The 17,098-nt window shown below is 50.7% G+C and carries 19 protein-coding genes; 12 read left to right on the top strand and 7 right to left on the bottom strand.

Annotated elements, in window-relative coordinates:
* Nucleotides 1-57: 57 nt before the first annotated feature.
* The gene (gene ssuE / locus ACO0LC_RS16740) at nt 58-630 is read right to left on the bottom strand and encodes an NADPH-dependent FMN reductase (RefSeq protein ID WP_423005074.1); all 573 of its coding nucleotides are present in this window, start codon (nt 628-630) and stop codon (nt 58-60) included.
* Nucleotides 631-663: 33 nt separating this feature from the next.
* Complete coding sequence (locus ACO0LC_RS16735) at nt 664-1,683, bottom strand: sulfate ABC transporter substrate-binding protein (RefSeq protein WP_423005072.1); 1,020 nt, start codon at nt 1,681-1,683, stop codon at nt 664-666.
* Between the two features lie 361 nt (nt 1,684-2,044).
* On the opposite strand from ACO0LC_RS16735, the gene ACO0LC_RS16730 reads away from it, so the two are divergent.
* The gene (locus ACO0LC_RS16730) at nt 2,045-2,557 is read left to right on the top strand and encodes a glutathione peroxidase (protein ID WP_423005274.1); all 513 of its coding nucleotides are present in this window, start codon (nt 2,045-2,047) and stop codon (nt 2,555-2,557) included.
* Between the two features lie 10 nt (nt 2,558-2,567).
* Here the strand turns inward: ACO0LC_RS16730 and ACO0LC_RS16725 are convergent, their stop codons facing one another.
* On the bottom strand, nt 2,568-3,359 hold the full coding sequence (locus ACO0LC_RS16725) for an IclR family transcriptional regulator (protein WP_423005070.1): 792 nt from the start codon (nt 3,357-3,359) through the stop codon (nt 2,568-2,570).
* 134 nt (nt 3,360-3,493) lie between these two features.
* Here ACO0LC_RS16725 and ACO0LC_RS16720 point away from each other — a divergent pair, with 134 nt between their 5' ends.
* From ACO0LC_RS16720 to ACO0LC_RS16710, 3 genes are all read left to right on the top strand, one after another.
* Nucleotides 3,494-4,456 carry an MBL fold metallo-hydrolase gene (locus ACO0LC_RS16720; RefSeq protein WP_110256412.1) on the top strand — a complete coding sequence of 321 codons (963 nt, stop codon included), beginning with the start codon at nt 3,494-3,496 and terminating at the stop codon, nt 4,454-4,456.
* Nucleotides 4,457-4,629: 173 nt separating this feature from the next.
* Entirely contained in the window at nt 4,630-6,306 is a 1,677-nt protein-coding gene (locus tag ACO0LC_RS16715) for an FAD-dependent oxidoreductase (RefSeq protein WP_423005067.1), read from the top strand.
* Entirely contained in the window at nt 6,306-6,539 is a 234-nt protein-coding gene (locus ACO0LC_RS16710; protein WP_423005272.1) for a DUF2783 domain-containing protein, read from the top strand. The genes ACO0LC_RS16715 and ACO0LC_RS16710 overlap by 1 nt, the downstream gene beginning before the upstream one ends.
* 127 nt (nt 6,540-6,666) lie before the next feature.
* Here the strand turns inward: ACO0LC_RS16710 and ACO0LC_RS16705 are convergent, their stop codons facing one another.
* Nucleotides 6,667-7,302, bottom strand: a complete 636-nt coding sequence (locus ACO0LC_RS16705; RefSeq protein WP_423005065.1) for a TetR/AcrR family transcriptional regulator — start codon at nt 7,300-7,302, stop codon at nt 6,667-6,669.
* A 264-nt stretch (nt 7,303-7,566) separates the two neighbouring features.
* On the opposite strand from ACO0LC_RS16705, the gene ACO0LC_RS16700 reads away from it, so the two are divergent.
* From ACO0LC_RS16700 to ACO0LC_RS16670, 7 genes are read left to right on the top strand one after another with little or no spacing between them, the layout of a single operon-like run.
* Nucleotides 7,567-8,868, top strand: coding sequence for an NAD(P)/FAD-dependent oxidoreductase (locus ACO0LC_RS16700; protein ID WP_423005063.1), 1,302 nt, complete (start codon nt 7,567-7,569; stop codon nt 8,866-8,868).
* Between the two features lie 4 nt (nt 8,869-8,872).
* Entirely contained in the window at nt 8,873-9,682 is an 810-nt protein-coding gene (locus tag ACO0LC_RS16695) for a DUF1365 domain-containing protein (RefSeq protein WP_423005061.1), read from the top strand.
* Nucleotides 9,679-10,944, top strand: coding sequence for a class I SAM-dependent methyltransferase (locus ACO0LC_RS16690; protein WP_423005059.1), 1,266 nt, complete (start codon nt 9,679-9,681; stop codon nt 10,942-10,944). Before ACO0LC_RS16695 ends, ACO0LC_RS16690 begins: the two co-directional genes overlap by 4 nt.
* Nucleotides 10,941-11,519: a chalcone isomerase family protein gene (locus ACO0LC_RS16685; protein WP_423005058.1), complete on the top strand. Its 579-nt coding sequence runs from the start codon at nt 10,941-10,943 to the stop codon at nt 11,517-11,519. The genes ACO0LC_RS16690 and ACO0LC_RS16685 overlap by 4 nt, the downstream gene beginning before the upstream one ends.
* A gap of 37 nt (nt 11,520-11,556) precedes the next feature.
* On the top strand, nt 11,557-12,108 hold the full coding sequence (locus ACO0LC_RS16680; protein ID WP_423005057.1) for a DUF3833 domain-containing protein: 552 nt from the start codon (nt 11,557-11,559) through the stop codon (nt 12,106-12,108).
* The gene (locus ACO0LC_RS16675) at nt 12,105-12,872 is read left to right on the top strand and encodes an SDR family NAD(P)-dependent oxidoreductase (RefSeq protein WP_423005056.1); all 768 of its coding nucleotides are present in this window, start codon (nt 12,105-12,107) and stop codon (nt 12,870-12,872) included. The genes ACO0LC_RS16680 and ACO0LC_RS16675 overlap by 4 nt, the downstream gene beginning before the upstream one ends.
* Entirely contained in the window at nt 12,873-13,331 is a 459-nt protein-coding gene (locus ACO0LC_RS16670) for a nuclear transport factor 2 family protein (protein ID WP_423005054.1), read from the top strand.
* Nucleotides 13,332-13,333: 2 nt separating this feature from the next.
* On the opposite strand, the gene ACO0LC_RS16665 is transcribed toward ACO0LC_RS16670, so the two are convergent.
* The 3 genes from ACO0LC_RS16665 to ACO0LC_RS16655 form a co-directional block, all read right to left on the bottom strand.
* Nucleotides 13,334-13,762 carry a nuclear transport factor 2 family protein gene (locus tag ACO0LC_RS16665; protein ID WP_423005052.1) on the bottom strand — a complete coding sequence of 143 codons (429 nt, stop codon included), beginning with the start codon at nt 13,760-13,762 and terminating at the stop codon, nt 13,334-13,336.
* A 35-nt stretch (nt 13,763-13,797) separates the two neighbouring features.
* Nucleotides 13,798-14,268, bottom strand: coding sequence for a hypothetical protein (locus ACO0LC_RS16660; RefSeq protein ID WP_423005050.1), 471 nt, complete (start codon nt 14,266-14,268; stop codon nt 13,798-13,800).
* 105 nt (nt 14,269-14,373) lie between these two features.
* A complete protein-coding gene (locus ACO0LC_RS16655; protein WP_423005048.1) occupies nt 14,374-16,389 on the bottom strand; it encodes an FAD-dependent oxidoreductase in 2,016 nt (671 codons plus the stop codon).
* A gap of 156 nt (nt 16,390-16,545) precedes the next feature.
* Between ACO0LC_RS16655 and ACO0LC_RS16650 the strand changes: the two genes are divergently transcribed.
* A complete protein-coding gene (locus ACO0LC_RS16650) occupies nt 16,546-17,073 on the top strand; it encodes a PadR family transcriptional regulator (RefSeq protein ID WP_423005046.1) in 528 nt (175 codons plus the stop codon).
* Nucleotides 17,074-17,098 lie beyond the last annotated feature (25 nt).

Here is a 17,098-nt window from a genome sequence, read left to right as displayed (position 1 = left end):
GCTTGGTCTGCCAGCACAAGAAAAATGCAAGTAAGGTTTATATATCTGTTTAGTGTGTCAGCAAGGCAGCACTAGCTCGGGTATGGCATGCAAGGGATTACGTAAAATACTTAAGCTATCGAGCAAGAGTTGTACGCCATCTTCAACCCGTTCTTGTATCGTCGCATCGAGTTGCAAACCTTGCAAATCAGACCAGGTGACTTGCGCATCCGTAGCATAAATACTGGGCAGGATATGACGAGCCGACAAGGATGCCAGCACCGGGCGCAAGCCATAATCAAGTGCCAGCATGTGTGACTGACTGCCACCGGTTGCCAGCGGCAACACCAGCTTGCCAGCAAGACCATCTTGCGGCAGGATATCCAGAAAGCTTTTCAGCAAACCACTGTAAGCTGCTTTGTAGATGGGCGTTGCAATCACGATGGCTTCGGCTTTCGCCAGCAGGCTTTTGGCAGCCGCCAGTTCAGGATCAGAAAAATCGGCATGCATCAAAGCCTGGGCAGGCAAGTCTCTGACATGCAGGCTGCTGGTACGCTGCCCCAGGGCATTGAGCTGATTACCCACGTGGTGCAGCAGGCGGGCTGAGCGTGAAGGGGAAGACGGGCTTCCCGACAGCAGTAAGATGCGCATATTCTTGCCTCCGGTTTTCCTGAATACTGAAAATTACTTTTTACCTGGTTGATAAATTTGGTCGAAAATCCCGCCGTCTGCAAAATGCTCTTTTTGCGCCTTGGTCCAGCCACCGAAAGTGTCATCGATGGTGAACAGTTTCACTTTAGGGAATTGCGCTGCATATTTTTTTGAAGCTTTTTCTGTGGTCGGACGATAGTAGTGCTTGGCGATGGTGTCCTGGCCTTCGTCGGTGTACAGATAGTTCAGATAGGCTTCCGCCACTTTGCGGGTACCACGACGGTCAACCACTTTATCAACCACAGCAATTGAAGGTTCAGCCAAAATGCTAGTGGATGGGGCGACAATTTCCACCTTGTCCGGGCCCAGTTCCTTGATGGCCAGCAGGGCTTCATTTTCCCAGGCCAGCAAAACATCGCCTATGCCGCGTTCAACAAAGGTCGTGGTGGCACCGCGCGCGCCAGAGTCGAGTACCGGTACGTTTTTATACAGCTTGGACAAAAACTCTTTTGCTGTGGCTTCGCTACCGCCTGGCAATTTCAGGGCATAGCCCCAGGCTGCCAAGTGGTTCCAGCGTGCGCCACCCGAAGTCTTTGGATTCGGTGTAATGACTGCCACACCAGGCTTGACGATGTCAGCCCAGTCCTTGATACCCTTGGGGTTACCCTTGCGCACCAGGAAGACGATGGTAGAAGAATAAGGCGAAGCATTGTGAGGCAAGCGTTTTTGCCAGGCTTTGTCGAGCAAGCCTTTTTCGGCCAGGGCATCAGTGTCATAGGCCAGCGCCAGGGTGACTACATCAGCATCGAGGCCATCAATCACGGCACGCGCCTGCTTGCCAGAACCACCGTGGGATTGCTTGATGGTGACATTGTCACCGGTCTTGGCTTTCCATTGTTTGGCAAACGCCTGGTTCACATCCTGGTATAACTCACGGGTAGGGTCATAGGACACATTGAGCAGATTGATATCTGCCGCCAATGCAGCAGTGGTAAATACAGTGGCAAAGCTGACTGCCAGGCTAGCTGTAAGGCTTATCTTTTTAATCGTCATCTCTAGGTCCGGGTAATAATAATTTTTATGAGGAGTACAGGATAAAACGGCTCTATATAAATTAAAACGAAGTGTTTCGATGTTTTATATGCGATTTAGTCATATACGAAATTGAATGACTTAAAGTCAAAATCTCACCACAGAGGCGCAGAAATGTTCGATGTCAATATCGTACGATTTTCGTTGTGCTGTCTGTTTAAGAGAGATGCTGGCTGTTAGCACCTCAACTTAAACACTTGGTCTTCAATCTACATATTTGCCTAATACTGCGCTAAGATGACATTCTCTTCTTCAGGAGTTAACCATGTTGCGACGCACACCAATTCAAGTTGCTGTTTTTCTGGGTTTGATCAGTGGCTCTATGGGGGCATGGGCAGATACCGCAGATGCTTGCCCGGCTGTGCTGGACCACAAATTCAAGCGCCTGCAAGACGAAGCACCACAGGATCTTTGCCAATATAAAGGCAAGGTAGCGCTGGTCGTGAATACAGCCAGTTATTGTGGTTTTACCAAGCAATATGTAGGTCTGGAAGCCATGTATGCCAAATATGCGGAGAAAGGCTTGGTAGTGCTGGGTTTTCCATCGAATGATTTTGGCAAGCAGGAACCTGGCAATGACAAGCAAATTGCCGATTTTTGCTTCAACACTTATGGCGTGAAATTCCCCATGTTCACCAAGTCTGCCGTCATGGGCAAAGATGTCAATCCCATGTATGCCCAGATGATCAAGGCAACAGGCACAACGCCGAAGTGGAATTTTTACAAATACCTGATAGACCGCAAAGGCAATGTGCTTGCCGCCTATTCCAGCGTGACGACACCGGATGACAAAAAACTGGTGGCTGATGTAGAAAAGGCGCTGGCAGAGCAATAAACCTGACTGGCTATTTGGGCATATAGCCCAGTTGATGCGACAAGTAACTGGCGCTGGCACGCAAAGCCATTGCCAGCTCACCATCCCATGTGGTATCAAAACTACCCTTGGGGCCAGTGGCGGTAATCACCAGACTCAGAGCCTGGGCATGATTGAATACCGGCGCACTGAGGGCGTTGATCCCGGGTATGGGCAAACCCTGCGCCCTGGCCAAGCCTTGCGTCCTCACCTCTGTCAGTACGCTGGCGATATCCTGAGTTGTCATTTGCACCCCGGCTTGCCCTATCACCAATTCATCTTTGAGCTCCCTGGCAATCACCTTCTCAACCAGGGCTTGCGGCAAAAAAGCAGAAAACACCAGCCCTGTGGCAGTACCCAGCATGGACATGACCGAGCCCGCATGCATATTCACATGGATAGGGCGACTCGATTCTGCAATATACACCACGGTAGGACCATGGCTACCCCACACTGCCAGTGCCAGGGTTTGATCTGTCATGGTGGCCAGACGGGTAATCTCAGGTATTGCCAGCTTTACCGGTGACATTTGCTGCAGGCTAACCAGCCCCATTTGCAAGGCAAAGGGGCCAAGCTGATAGGCTCCAGTTGCCGCATCCTGCTCCACCAGCCCCAGCTTGCCAAAGCTGACCAGATAGGCATGCGCCTTGGAAGCAGGCATGCCACTCTCACGCGCCAAGTCACCCAGGGACATGGCGCGGCCAGAAGCGACCAGAGCATTCAGGATCAGGCCACCGACTTCTATCGCGCCTATGCCGCGTCTTTGCTTGTTTTTCTCTGTCATACCGGTCTCTCGTTTAAGCTGAATTCATTTTACTATTAACAAATGCATTTACAAATAACGAATTAATGCTTATTCTTGTTTTCTGTCGCATGCTTCATTTTTAAGCATGCCCGCAACGATCAAAGGATGTAGTCATGAGCACCAAGCAATTTGCCTCCCACGCTGACCTGGAAGAAAAGAAAGTCAGCTTCCAGCAATTATCCGAACATGCTTATGCCTATACGGCTGAAGGTGACCCAAATACCGGCATCATCATCGGTGATGATGCCGTCATGGTCATTGATACCCAGGCCACGCCCATCATGGCGCAGGATGTGGTGCGCCGCATCCGTGAAGTCACTGACAAGCCCATCAAATATGTCGTGATGTCGCATTACCATGCGGTGCGCGTACTTGGTGCCAGCGGCTATGTCGCCGAGGGACTGGAGCATATCATCGCCAGTCGCGATACTTATGACCTCATCGTCGAACGTGGTGATGCTGACATGAAGAGCGAAATAGGTCGCTTCCCGCGCCTGTTCCGCAATGTTGAAAGCGTACCCGGCCTGACCTGGCCTACGATTACCTTCAAAGGTGAAATGTCGATCTGGCTGGGCAAGCTAGAAGTGAAGCTCATGCAGGTAGGCCGTGGCCATACCAAGGGCGACACCATCGTCTGGCTGCCGCAAGAAAAAGTCTTGTTCTCTGGTGACCTGGTGGAGTTTGGTGCGACACCCTATGCGGGAGATGCCTATTATTCAGACTGGCCGCAAACCCTCTCCAATCTGGAAGCGATGAAAGCCGAGAAACTAGTGCCTGGCCGCGGTGCTGCCCTGACTACCCCAGAACTGGTGGCAGCGGGGCTCAGCGAAACCCGCTCCTTTATCAGCGATTTATTCACTAGCGTGAAGGCCGGGCAACAGCAGCAACATGACCTCAATACCATCTACAAAAATACTTATGCCGCTTTGAAACCCAAGTATGGCCACTGGGTGATTTTTGATCATTGCCTGCCATTTGATGTGACGCGGGCTTTTGATGAAGCATCGGGACATGTTGATCCGCGAGTGTGGACGGCGGAGCGGGATGTGGAGATGTGGAAGAGTTTGGAGGGATAAGCTTAAGATCTGTCTGTACAGAGAAACTTTCGAATCAGCGCTTCCTGAATTTTGTAGGAGCGGCTTTAGCCGCGAAAATTTTGCCATACCGGTCATTCGCGGCTAAAGCCGCTCCTACGGTGTATAGGTGATCGAAGTTTCCTTAGCTTTAATGTCGTCACTGGAGCCGCATTTTGCTTAGCACCTATCAATATCAAAAATTCCCTTTTGTAACTCCAGCGGAGTTGCGGATAAGGGAAGTCACGCGCCGCAAAGTTGTCATCGTCGGTGCTGGTCCTGTGGGTCTGGCGGCGGCGATAGATTGCCAATTGCAGGGCCTGGATGTGCTGGTGCTGGATGATGACGATACGGTGTCAGTAGGTTCCCGCGGGCTATGCTATGCCAAGCGTACGCTGGAGATACTTGACAGGCTGGGTGTGGCAGCGGCAGTGCGTGACAAGGGTGTGGAGTGGAATGTAGGGCGCACTTTTTTTCGCAAGCATGAAGTATTCAATTTCAATCTCTTGCCTGCGCCTGACCACAAGCACCCTGGCATGGTGAATTTGCAGCAATATTATCTGGAAGATTTTCTGGTCCAGCGAGCTATGGAGCTGGGCGTAGAATTGCGCTGGAAAAGCCGTGTCACTGCCATTGAACAGGGCGAAGCATTTTCCACCTTGCAGATAGCCACACCAGAAGGTGATTACAGCCTGCAAGCAGAATGGCTGATCGCCTGCGATGGTGCGCGCAGCCCTCTGCGCCAGATGCTGGGTCTGGAAGTCGAAGGCAAGGTGTTCATGGATAGATTCCTGATTGCCGATGTCGTCATGAAAGCGGACTTTCCGGCAGAGCGCTGGTTCTGGTTTGACCCGCCTTTTCATCCCAATCAATCGGTGCTGCTGCACCGCGAAGCCGACAATGTCTGGCGCATCGATTTTCAACTGGGCTGGGATGCCGACCCGGTGGAAGAACGCAAACCCGAAAACGTCATCCCGCGCATCAAGGCCATGCTGGGCGATGACAGGGAATTTGAACTCGAATGGGTCAGCGTGTATACCTTCCAGTGTCGTCGCATGGAAAAATTCCGCCATGCCCGTGTACTGTTTGCTGGCGATGCCGCGCATCAGGTGTCACCCTTTGGTGCACGCGGTGCGAATTCCGGAATACAGGATTCGGATAACCTTGTGTGGAAACTCAAGCTGGTCGTTGATGGAAAAGCACCAGACAGCTTGCTCGATACGTATTCCAATGAACGCGTATTTGCAGCAGATGAAAACTTGTTGAATTCCACGCGCTCTACTGATTTCATCACACCCAAGAGTGCCATCAGCAAATGCTTTCGCAACGCCGTATTGAGCCTGGCACAGGAACATGTGTTTGCGCGCAAGCTAGTCAATTCTGGTCGTTTGTCAGTACCGAGTATTTTGTCTGATTCCACTTTGAATACACTGGACGATGGCAGCTTTGATACGGCTTTGCAAATTGGCGCGCCGTTTGAAGATGGACCTGTTTGTTGTCATGGTAAAGCGGGATTCCTGATTGATTATTTGCAGCCAGTTTTTTATGGCCTGTATTTCTGCGATGCTGTAGCAGACATTCCTGATGCTCATCTGGCGGCGATGAAAGCTTTGGAACAGGATGCAATTCAGGTAATCACGCTCATCATCAACAAACAGGAAGACTTACTTGATGGCTATCTGGTCCTGACTGACATCAAGGGCCTGCTACACCAACGTTATTGTGCAGGCAATGGCAGCTATCACTTGCTCAGGCCTGATCAACACCTGACTGCACGCTGGCAACAATTTGAACTTAATCGGGTACGCCACGCAGTACAAACTGCCTGCGGCAATTCATCAGGAGCGGCATGATGCCTTTGAACCTGCAAGCCAATTTCCATTACCCAGACAAATCAACACAACGTGATTACAGTGCGGGCGATGATTTTTATCAGCTATTGATAGACAGTCACCGCGACCTCAGCGATGACGTCAGCGCTGCACTGAATGCCAGGCTGATCTTGCTGCTGGCAAATCACATCGGTGATATCAGCATCTTGCAGCAAGCCCTTCACCTGGCTGGTGGAAATAAAGATACAGCCTAAGTCTCTCAAGAAACCAAGGGCATTGATTTTGCAGGAACGGCTTTAGCCGCGAACAGCTGGCCGTGTCAATCAGTCCAGTTGTTTTGGCATTCGCGGCTGAAGCCGCTCCTACAAGGCAAGCACAGACTCATTTGGTACTTGCTTCAACTTTCCTCGCCTCATTTGACAAAAACCCACCTATGGTCGCATGCACCATGGCGTCGACTATCTGCTCATGCGTCAAACGTTTATCACGCAATAAAAATTCCATGGTCGGATCGCAGGCGCGTGAATACAGGGTGTAGACCAGCACATCATCCGGCACCAGCGGTGTCAAAGCGCCCTGCTCTCTGGCTTGCGCCACCAGCGCATAGAAACGCTTGTTGACGCGCAAGGCCACCATCACATAATCGAGATTCAACATCAAACTGCGCTGCAAGGCCAGGCTGGTCGATGGCAGATGCGGCACGCCGCCCTGCAGGCGCAAGCGCAAAGACCAGGCCAGGATATGCCTGATCCTATCTATGGCTGGCATGTCCGCTGCCTGGGTATCGAGTTCAGCCTGGGTCGCCTTCAAGAGCCGCGTCATGGCTGCGCCTGCCAGTTTTTCCTTGGAAGAGAAATGCTTGTACAAGCTGCCCTTGGCGATGCCCACCGCTTCGGCGACATCATCCATTGTCATTAAGTCATAACCTTTTTCTGATAAAAGACGGTTGACGGCATCAATGATGGCAACTTCACGCGCATCAAACTGTTGTTTTTTAAAAGGAATCCGGATTTCCATTATTTTTCTGCAGAAGTAAAAACTTTGTAGTATATTTTGTGACCAACCAGTCACAAAATGAAATTAATGGTCATATTTTAACTCAAAGCAGCTTTTTTTATCAGAGTAATTATCGATCATGCCTGTATCCAAGACTTCTGAATCCAAAAGCCTGCAGCCTGCGTAAGTAGAGATATGAAGACCTTCTCCCTGGCAATTTTCAGACTGGATCAAGGTTGTGCCTTAAAAATGCATTTTTCACCATTTCCTGAGAAAAATCAGACTATGAAAATCGCTGTCATCGGTTCCGGCATCTCCGGCTTGTCTTGCGCCTATGAGCTTTCTAAAGCAGGCTATGAAATCAGCCTGTTTGAAGCCAATAACTATTTTGGTGGGCATACACATACGGTAGATGTCAGTCTGGAGGGCCAGACCTATGGCGTTGACACAGGTTTCCTGGTGTTTAACCACAAGACTTATCCTCATCTGGTCAGGCTGCTTCAAGAGCTGGATATCGCCACCGTTGCGACCGATATGTCTTTCTCCGTCAAAATACCGAGAGATAAAGCCAGTGGACGCATGCTGGAATGGGCAGGTGCCAATCTGGACACGGTTTTCGCCCAGCGCCGCAATATCCTGAACCCGGCTTTCCTGCGCATGTTGCGCGATATCTTGCGCTTCAATAAACAGACCACGGCGCTGGCAACCACACGAGAGCATAAAGATTTCCAGCAGCCCTTGGGCGACTTCCTGGCCCAACATGCTTATAGCAAGGAATTCCGTCAGTGGTATTTGCTACCCATGGCAGCCTGCATCTGGTCTTGTCCAACTGAGACCATGCTGGCTTTTCCCTTATCTTCCTTCGTGAATTTTTGCCATAACCATGGCTTGCTACAAGTCAATGACAGACCGCAATGGCAAACCGTTAAAGGTGGCGCCAGGCAATATGTAGAAAAAATCCTGCCACTGATTGCCCATCAGCATCTGCAGACCCCAGTCTTGAGCGTGCGCGAAAAAGCGCCAGGTGCCATAGCTGTACAAACTAAGCATGGCACACAAATATTTGACCATGTAGTTATCGCCAGTCATAGCGATCAAAGCCTGAAACTGCTGGCAGATGCTGACTTGGCAGAGCGCCAGATCTTGTCATCGGTTAAATACCAGGCAAATCGCGCAGTGCTACATACGGATGCCAGTGTCTTGCCACAAAATAAAAAAGCCTGGTCGGCCTGGAATTACCAAAGCGAAAGCGGCAGCGAGCCGCGTGTCTGTGTGCACTACCTGATTAATCAATTACAGCCTCTGCCTTTCCAGACACCGGTCATCGTCACGTTGAATCCTGTCGAGGAGCCAGCCGCGGCCAGTATCATCAATAGCTTTGATTATTCCCATCCAGTATTTGATGCAACGGCAATCAGGGCGCAAAGTCAGTTGGGAAATATTCAGGGCAGGAGAAATATCTGGTTTGCCGGTGCCTGGACAGGCTATGGTTTTCATGAAGATGGCTTGAAATCTGGCCTGCGCGTCGCGGAAACCATACTGGCCCGCGCAGAAGCAGCCCACGAACACCTGATACGTGCAGCCTGAAGCGATGAATACCCCCCTCCTGAAAACTGCTGTCGTCTTATGCACTGGCGAAGTCATGCATAAGCGCCTGCGTCCTGTTAAAAATGCCTTTCGCTATGGCGTGTTTTTTATACGTGTGCCTGTACGCGACATCCATCGCGTAAGCATGCCAGCCTTGTTTTCAGTAAATCGCTTTAATGCGCTGTCTTTCCATGAGAGAGACCATGGCGATAGCAAGCAGCCGCTGGCTCACTGGATAGATGGCGTGTTGAAAAGCCAGGGCATTGCAGATGCTGATGGCGAGGTCTGGTTGCAGTGCTTTCCGCGCGTGTTTGGCTATGTCTTTAATCCTGTGTCTTTCTGGTTTTGCCATCGCCAGGACGGCAGCTTGCGCGCCATTATTTGCGAAGTACGTAATACCTTTGGCGAGAAGCACTTATACCTGCTGGAAAAAAGCGGCAAGCTGGCCAATGGCGAAGAATTGCAAGCCAGGAAAATCTTCCACGTCTCGCCCTTCTGCAAGGTTGAAGGTAGCTATCGCTTCCGCTTCATACAAGCACAGCAAGAGATGCCCGGACAAACCACAGAGCACACGCAAAAAAAATACCTGGCCCGCATTGACTATGCAGATGCAGAAGGCCCACTACTGCTGACCAGTGTTTCTGGCCGTGAACAAACGATGAGCAATATGCGCATAGCCAGCGTGATGCTGCGCTACCCCTTCATGACTGTGGGTGTGGTACTACGCATCCATATACAAGCCCTGCGCCTGTGGATCAAGCGCGTACCTTTTATTTCCAAACCTATTCCTCCTACTGAAGAGTTAAGCCGATGAGCAGCCTACATCCCACCTTTGCCTCTGGCACTGCAAGCACTGATAAGAATGTCGCAGCAAGTACCCAACTGAATAGCACGCATTTCCCAGCGCAAGCCAGATTTGTATTGAGTCTGCTCAATAAACTTGAACATGGTTGCCTGACTATACAATTTCCGGATGGACAAACAGCCAGCTTTGGCCGCGCCTATGAAGGCTGGCAACATGTCAGCCTTCATTTAAAGGACTGGGAGTTATGTCGCGCCGTCCTCAAGTCTGGTGATATAGGTTTTGCCGAAAGTTATATAGCGGGCCACTGGACCACCAGCAGCCTGACCGGTTTGATAGAACTGATTTCTCATAATCGCCGACAACTGGAAAGTGTGATTTATGGCAGTTGGTGGGGTAATCTCATCTACAGACTCAGGCACCTGCTGAACCGCAATTCCCGCACAGGCAGCAAAAAAAATATTCATGCCCACTATGATATAGGCAATGAATTTTACAAGCTGTGGCTGGACCCATCAATGACTTATTCCAGCGCGATTTATTCCAGTGAACAAGAACAGTCACTGGAAGAAGCCCAGCAAGAAAAATACCGCCGCATATTGTATCAACTGGCATTGCCGGAAAACGCCAAGGTGCTGGAAATAGGTTGTGGCTGGGGCGGCTTTGCCGAGATGGCGATACGGGATGCAGGAGCACACGTGACTGGCTTGACGCTATCTACCGAGCAATTGCAATACGCCCTTGAACGTCTGCACCATGCAGGTTTGCAAGCACGCAGTGATTTGAAGATTGAAGATTATCGCGATGCAACGGGCAGCTATGATGCTATCGCTTCCATAGAAATGTTTGAGGCCGTAGGTGAAGCTTACTGGCCGGGCTATTTTGAATGCCTGCAACGCAATCTGAAGCAGGGTGGCCGCGCCTGCGTGCAAAGCATAGTCATTGCAGATGAATTATTTGAGCGCTATCGCAAGGGGACCGACTTTATTCAGCAATACATTTTCCCTGGCGGCATGCTGCCATCGATAGAAAAATTCCATGCCATGGCTGCTAGCTACGGCATGGAAATATTGGATACCTATAACTTTGGCCTGGACTATGCACGCACCCTGCTGCATTGGCGCCATGCTTTCATGGAAAAACTGGCACAGGTCAAAACCCAGGGTTTTGATGATGAATTCTTGCGTACCTGGGAATTTTACCTGGCTTATTGCGAGGCGGGTTTCCGCGCTGGCAGCATCAATGTCACGCAATTCACATTAAGGAAAATATGACAATTTCATTCTCCAGGCGTGCGCTATGCACATCACTGCTGATTGCAGTGACTGCGATGACTGCCCATGCGGACGACAAAGTCGCAAACTCAGTACCCGCACATATCAGCGAAGAAATCCCGCAAGCCAGCCTGCAGGGTACAGGTAGTTTTCGCTGGTTTGGCCTGCATATTTATGATGCGAGCTTATGGTCTGCGCCTGAGGGATATCAGCCCAGTAGTGACAAGCCACAAAAGTTTGCGCTGGATCTGGCTTATGCGCGCACCTTATATGGCAGCAAGATCGCCGATGCCAGCATAGAAGAAATTGAAAAACTCAAACTGGGTACAGTAGAAAAACGTGAACACTGGCTGGCGCAGATGAAGCATCTCTTTCCCGATGTGAAGCAAGGCATGCACATCACCGGCATCCATATACCGAATGAAGCAGCCAGGTTTTACCTGAATGGAAAATTGCTGGGCGAGATCCGTGACGCAGAATTTGCCCATGCCTTCTTTGCAATATGGCTGGACAAGAAAACCACAGCCCAAAGTTTGCGCACCAGGCTGCTGGGTAGCAAAGCCGCCGGCGGCTGAGCTCACCATCAAAAGAGCACTCTCACCAGGAAAGCACATGTACAAGCACACCTACCGATTATTTTTTTGCAGCCTGATCTTCATGCTGACCTCCTGTGCCAGCCAATATGAGCCTGGCCGCTACCGGAATGAAAATCCCAGACTGAATATGCAAAGCTACTTCAATGGCAAGCTCGATGCCTGGGGCATGTTCCAGGACAGATCTGGTGCGATTGTCAAACGCTTTACCGTGGTCATGGATTGCCAGTGGTCAGGTGATACAGGCACATTCAATGAAGATTTCAGCTATTCAGATGGCAGCAAGCAAAAACGTATCTGGACCTTGAAAAAAACAGGCGATGATCAATTTACCGGTACTGCAGCTGATGTCATAGGCGAAGCCAGAGGACAGGTATCTGGCAATACCCTGCACTGGAATTATGTACTGGCCCTGCCCGTCGATGGCAGTGTCTACAATGTAGACTTTGACGACACCATGGTCTTGATGGACGACAAGATCATGCTCAATCGCGCCATCATGCGCAAGTTTGGTGTTGAGCTGGGCAGCGTCACTTTATCCTTCACCAAACGCAGTAACACCACATCATGAATCCCACCATTCGTGACTGGCGGGGAAAACGCATCTGGATCATAGGAGCATCCAGTGGCATAGGTGAAGAAACTGCCAGGTTATTGTTGAAGCTGGGGGCCAGGGTGGCACTGTCCGCCCGCAAACTGGCGCAACTGGAAAAAATCGCCGCCGGCTATCCCATGGCCGAGGCGATGGTTGTTGATATCTGCGATCATGCCAGCATCATCGCCTGCCATGCCAGTCTCATACAAAAATGGGGAGCCATAGATCTGGTGCTGATTGTGGCAGGTAGCTACAATGAAATGCGGGCAGACAGTATTGATATGGTGGCGATCAACCGCTTGATCGATATTAATTTGCGTGGCGTCTATCAATGCCTGGATGTGATCTCGCCTGCACTGCTGCAACAAGGTAGCGGTGGCATAGGCATTGTTGGCTCAGTTGCCGGTCTGTCTGGTTTACCCAAGGCCCTGATTTATGGCCCGACCAAGGCCGCGCTCATCAATTTATGTGAATCCCTGTACCTGGATGTGCGTCCTAAAAACATTGCGGTGTATATGATCAATCCCGGTTTTGTAGAAACACCGATGACGCATGGGAATAGTTTCAAGATGCCCGCTCTGATCAGTGCACCTGAAGCAGCACAGTCCATCGTCAAGGGCATGCAAAGGGGGGATTTTCATATTCACTTCCCCCATCGTTTTACGAACTGGCTAAGGCTGGCGCGCCTGCTGCCTTACCGTAGTTATTTTTATCTGGTTCATAAAGTCACAGGTTTATAAATGTCCGACATTCAAATGCCAGCAACGATTGATCACCAGACCAGCCTGGACAGGCTTATCGCCTTCTTTGAAAGCATTTCACTTGGAGCCTGTCAGGACATGTCCGGCATCTATACCGAAGATGCTTATTTCAAAGACCCGTTCAATGAGCTGCGTGGCCTGCCTGCAATTAATCAGGTATTCCAGCACATGTTTGTGCAAGTCCATGAACCGCGCTTTCGCATTACTTCATCAGTCTTGCAAGGCGACACGGCTTTTCTGGTCTGGGATTTTTTATTTTCCATGAAAAACTTCAATGCAGCGCCGCAGTGCATACGCGGTACCACGCATATACGCTTTGCTGAAGATGGCAGGGTGAATTTTCACAGAGACTACTGGGATGCGGCTGAGGAATTGTATGAAAAGCTGCCCGTGCTGGGCAGCTTCATGCGCTTTTTGAAAAATCAGGCGCGTAAGTAATATTATTTGGTCGCTTTATAGGCTGGCAGGTACTGCGCCAGCCTTGTCCCCATTTCCTGCCCCAGCGCCTGCAAGCCACTCATGGGTCTGACCATGACTTCAAAATCGACTATCTTGCCATCGGCGTCGAAGCGTATCATGTCTATGCCCTTGAGTTGCTTGTCGCCGACATTGGCACTGAATTCCAGCACGACGTTGAGACCATCATCCGACGACAACTCGCGGTGATAAGTGAAATTCTCGAACACCTGGACCACCGTACTCAGTATCAGCACGACCGCCTGGGCACTGGCATAGGGCTGATGCGCCATGGGTGAACGAAATACGGCATCGGCGTGCACGATGGAAGGCAAGGCACTCAAGTCTTTATTGGCAATCATGGCATGCCAGGTTTGCAGGGAGGTGGCGACTGCTGTTGGTACATTATTCATCATCATCCTTTCAGGGGCGGTTTTGCTGATTCCGTTCAAAACTTTTTGGTGTAAGCCAGGGTGTAGTGATCTTTGTGTTCGCGTGTCATTTCATCTTTTTCCAGACGTATGGTGACAAACATATAGACGTTCAGTGTGCGGTCATCCAGCTCTACGATGATGGTAGGTGCGCTTCCATACACTGGCTCGGGTTTGTAGAAACGCGCCTGGTCTTCGGTATGCAAGACTTTGCGGTCTTTGAATACTTCATCCAGGTCCAGGGCATAGCTCAGCTCAGTGCCATCCTGCGACTTCCAGGCGATGTCGACTGGCCCGGCAAATGTGATATAGGTGCCAGAACCAGAGCCGGGGAAGCGCTTTTCATCTGCTGCAGTTTTAGCACGCATGAGCTTGCCAGCACTGAGTCTATGCGGTGAGCCCGCATACACAATATTGACATCACTGACGCTGAAAATATTGATGCTGAGTGTATGCTTGTTGAACGTCAAGCCTTGCGTATCTGCCATCGCGCTCTACCTTGTCTGCAATTGCAACATGCCTGCAATGAATTATCCAGAATAGTGTCGCCTGGAGTGTTCATTGCTGGCACATGGTGAATCAAAAGCTTGGCTTTATATAGTCGCTGCCAGACGAGTACCCTGATTGATAGCACGTTTGGCATCCAGCTCAGCCGCCACATCTGCACCACCGATCAGATGCACAGGCTTGCCTGCGGCTTCCAGCATGGCTTGCAAGTCACGCCTTGGTTCCTGGCCAGCGCACAGGATGACATTATCGACAGGCAGCAGTTTTTGCTCGCCACCTATGGTGACATGCAAACCTGCATCATCAATCTTGTCATAGCTGACGCCAGCTATCATTTGCACTTCACGGTTTTTGAGACCTGTGCGGTGTATCCAGCCTGTAGTTTTACCGAGGCCATCACCTACCTTGGAAGTCTTGCGCTGTAACAGGAAAATTTGACGTGCTGGTTTTTCCACCTCAGCGGCGCGCAAGCCACCGACGTTTTTATAGTCAGTATCGATACCCCATTCTGCATAGAATTTTTCTGGGTCCAGACTGGGGCTGGTGCCGCTATGGCTCAGGTATTCGGCAACGTCAAATCCTATGCCACCGGCGCCTATGATGGCGACAGATTTTCCAACAGCTTTCTTGTCACGCAAAACATCCAGATAACTGAGGACTTTGGCATGCTCTATACCATCAATAGGAGGAACACGTGGAGTGATGCCAGTCGCCAGCACCACTTCATCAAAATCTGCCAGGTCTGTTGCATCGACCTTGGTATTGAGTTTGAGTGTGACGCCAGTCAGTTCGATTTGCTTACCGAAATAGCGCAAGGTTTCATAAAACTCTTCCTTGCCTGGCACTTGCTTGGCGATGTTGAACTGACCGCCAATTTCAGAACCAGCATCAAACAGGGTGACAGCATGCCCGCGATTGGCTGCTGTCGTGGCAAAGCTCAGACCGGCTGGGCCAGCGCCAACTACCGCAATGCGTTTGGCTTTTGCCAGCGGTGCATCAAGCAGTTCAGTTTCGTGGCAGGCACGTGGATTGACGAGGCAGGAGGTGACCTTGCCGCCAAAAGTGTGATCTAGGCAAGCCTGGTTGCAACCTATGCAGGTATTGATTTCATCTGCCCTGCCCTGTTCTGCCTTGCGCATGAATAGTGGATCTGCCAGTAGCGGGCGTGCCATCGAGACCATGTCGCAATAGTCTTCTGCCAGCAATTGCTCGGCAATCTCAGGAGTATTGATACGGTTAGTCGCAATCAGGGGGATATTCACCTGACCTTTGAGTTTCTTGGTAACCCAGGCAAACGCAGCGCGTGGCACCTTGGTGGCAATGGTAGGGATACGTGCCTCATGCCAGCCTATGCCGGTATTGATAATTGTCGCACCAGCCGCTTCTATGGCTTTTGCCAGTTGCGTGACTTCTTCCAGGGTAGAACCACCGTCAACCAGATCCAGCATGGAGAGGCGGTAAATGATGATGAAATTGCTGCCTACCTTTTCGCGTATGCGGCGCACGATTTCTATAGGGAAGCGTATGCGGTTTTCATAAGCGCCACCCCATTCATCATCGCGCTGATTGGTGCAGGCGGCGATGAATTCATTGAGCAGATAACCTTCCGAACCCATGACTTCGACACCATCATAACCAGCTGATTGCGCCAGCGAAGCACAGCGGACGAAATCGGAAATTGTTTCTTCCACTTCTTCAGTCGTCAATGCATGCGGTTTGAAAGGGTTGATCGGTGCCTTGATGGCACTCGGTGCAACCAGGGTAGGCTGGTAAGAATAACGGCCAAAATGCAAAATCTGCATGGCGATCTTGCCACCGGCATCATGCACGGCCTTGGTGACTATCTTATGGTGTTCTGCTTCTGCTTCTGTGGTGAGCATGGCACCGCCATGCATGGGGCGTGCTCTTTCATTCGGGGCGATGCCGCCGGTCACGATGAGGCCTACACCGCCACGGGCGCGCTCTGCATAAAATGCCGCCATGCGCTCAAAGCCATGATCGACTTCTTCCAGCCCCACGTGCATGGACCCCATCAAGAGGCGATTTGGCAAGGTAGTGAAACCCAGATCGAGTGGCTTTGTCAGGTGAGGATAAAAAGACATGGCGTATTCCTAAATATAAAGGGTTCAATCAAGCCGCAGATGCCTAAAATACATACTATGCAACTGAGTGCATAAGAATATAACGAAACTGCTTTATTTATGCAACCAGTTGCATATAAAATGTCTGAAAACCACATCGACTAATCACTCTAAAACATGTCTCTGCCTCACGCCCTGCTGACCTCAATCGCTGAAAAACCGAGTTCCGGTTATGAGCTGGCACGACGTTTTGACAAATCCATAGGCTATTTCTGGCATGCAACTCACCAGCAGATTTACAGGGAGCTGGCGCGTATGGAAGAGCAAGGCTGGGTAGAGTCAAGCGAAGTGGAAGGAGGTCGGGCAGGTAAGAAGCAGTTCAAGGTACTCCCCAACGGCACGGAAGAATTGCGTCGCTGGGCCAGGGAAAGTAGCGAACCCAATCGACAGCGTGACGAGATGATGGTCAAATTGCGCGCCGATGCTGCCATAGGTCCATTGGGCCTGGTAGCAGAATTCGAGCGCCGCCTGCAATTGCATGAGCAAGAACTACAGACCTATCGTGATATAGAAAAACGCGACTTCAGTTCATCCTTGTTATCGCGTGAAGACAAATTGCGCTACCTGATACTGAAGGCAGGCATCACCTTCGAAGAAAGCAAGATACAGTGGACCAGGGAGGCCCTGCAAATTTTGCGTGAGTGAATGGGCCTGGGATGACAGCCAGTTT

The organism is Undibacterium sp. JH2W (assembly GCF_049340425.1).
GTDB lineage: Bacteria > Pseudomonadota > Gammaproteobacteria > Burkholderiales > Burkholderiaceae_D > Undibacterium.
Note: the sequence above shows the minus strand (reverse complement) of the source record. Positions and strands in the feature narration are given on the sequence as shown.

Coding starts and splice junctions, on each gene's coding strand:
- ssuE (WP_423005074.1), bottom strand. CDS start 630: ATGCGCATCTTACTGCTGTCGGGAAGCCCGTCTTCCCCTTCACGCTCA.
- ACO0LC_RS16730 (WP_423005274.1), top strand. CDS start 2,045: ATGGGGGCATGGGCAGATACCGCAGATGCTTGCCCGGCTGTGCTGGAC.
- ACO0LC_RS16670 (WP_423005054.1), top strand. CDS start 12,873: ATGTCCGACATTCAAATGCCAGCAACGATTGATCACCAGACCAGCCTG.
- ACO0LC_RS16710 (WP_423005272.1), top strand. CDS start 6,306: ATGCCTTTGAACCTGCAAGCCAATTTCCATTACCCAGACAAATCAACA.
- ACO0LC_RS16685 (WP_423005058.1), top strand. CDS start 10,941: ATGACAATTTCATTCTCCAGGCGTGCGCTATGCACATCACTGCTGATT.
- ACO0LC_RS16690 (WP_423005059.1), top strand. CDS start 9,679: ATGAGCAGCCTACATCCCACCTTTGCCTCTGGCACTGCAAGCACTGAT.
- ACO0LC_RS16660 (WP_423005050.1), bottom strand. CDS start 14,268: ATGGCAGATACGCAAGGCTTGACGTTCAACAAGCATACACTCAGCATC.
- ACO0LC_RS16720 (WP_110256412.1), top strand. CDS start 3,494: ATGAGCACCAAGCAATTTGCCTCCCACGCTGACCTGGAAGAAAAGAAA.
- ACO0LC_RS16705 (WP_423005065.1), bottom strand. CDS start 7,302: ATGGAAATCCGGATTCCTTTTAAAAAACAACAGTTTGATGCGCGTGAA.
- ACO0LC_RS16655 (WP_423005048.1), bottom strand. CDS start 16,389: ATGTCTTTTTATCCTCACCTGACAAAGCCACTCGATCTGGGTTTCACT.
- ACO0LC_RS16675 (WP_423005056.1), top strand. CDS start 12,105: ATGAATCCCACCATTCGTGACTGGCGGGGAAAACGCATCTGGATCATA.
- ACO0LC_RS16725 (WP_423005070.1), bottom strand. CDS start 3,359: ATGACAGAGAAAAACAAGCAAAGACGCGGCATAGGCGCGATAGAAGTC.
- ACO0LC_RS16735 (WP_423005072.1), bottom strand. CDS start 1,683: ATGACGATTAAAAAGATAAGCCTTACAGCTAGCCTGGCAGTCAGCTTT.
- ACO0LC_RS16650 (WP_423005046.1), top strand. CDS start 16,546: ATGTCTCTGCCTCACGCCCTGCTGACCTCAATCGCTGAAAAACCGAGT.
- ACO0LC_RS16680 (WP_423005057.1), top strand. CDS start 11,557: ATGTACAAGCACACCTACCGATTATTTTTTTGCAGCCTGATCTTCATG.
- ACO0LC_RS16665 (WP_423005052.1), bottom strand. CDS start 13,762: ATGAATAATGTACCAACAGCAGTCGCCACCTCCCTGCAAACCTGGCAT.
- ACO0LC_RS16695 (WP_423005061.1), top strand. CDS start 8,873: ATGAATACCCCCCTCCTGAAAACTGCTGTCGTCTTATGCACTGGCGAA.
- ACO0LC_RS16700 (WP_423005063.1), top strand. CDS start 7,567: ATGAAAATCGCTGTCATCGGTTCCGGCATCTCCGGCTTGTCTTGCGCC.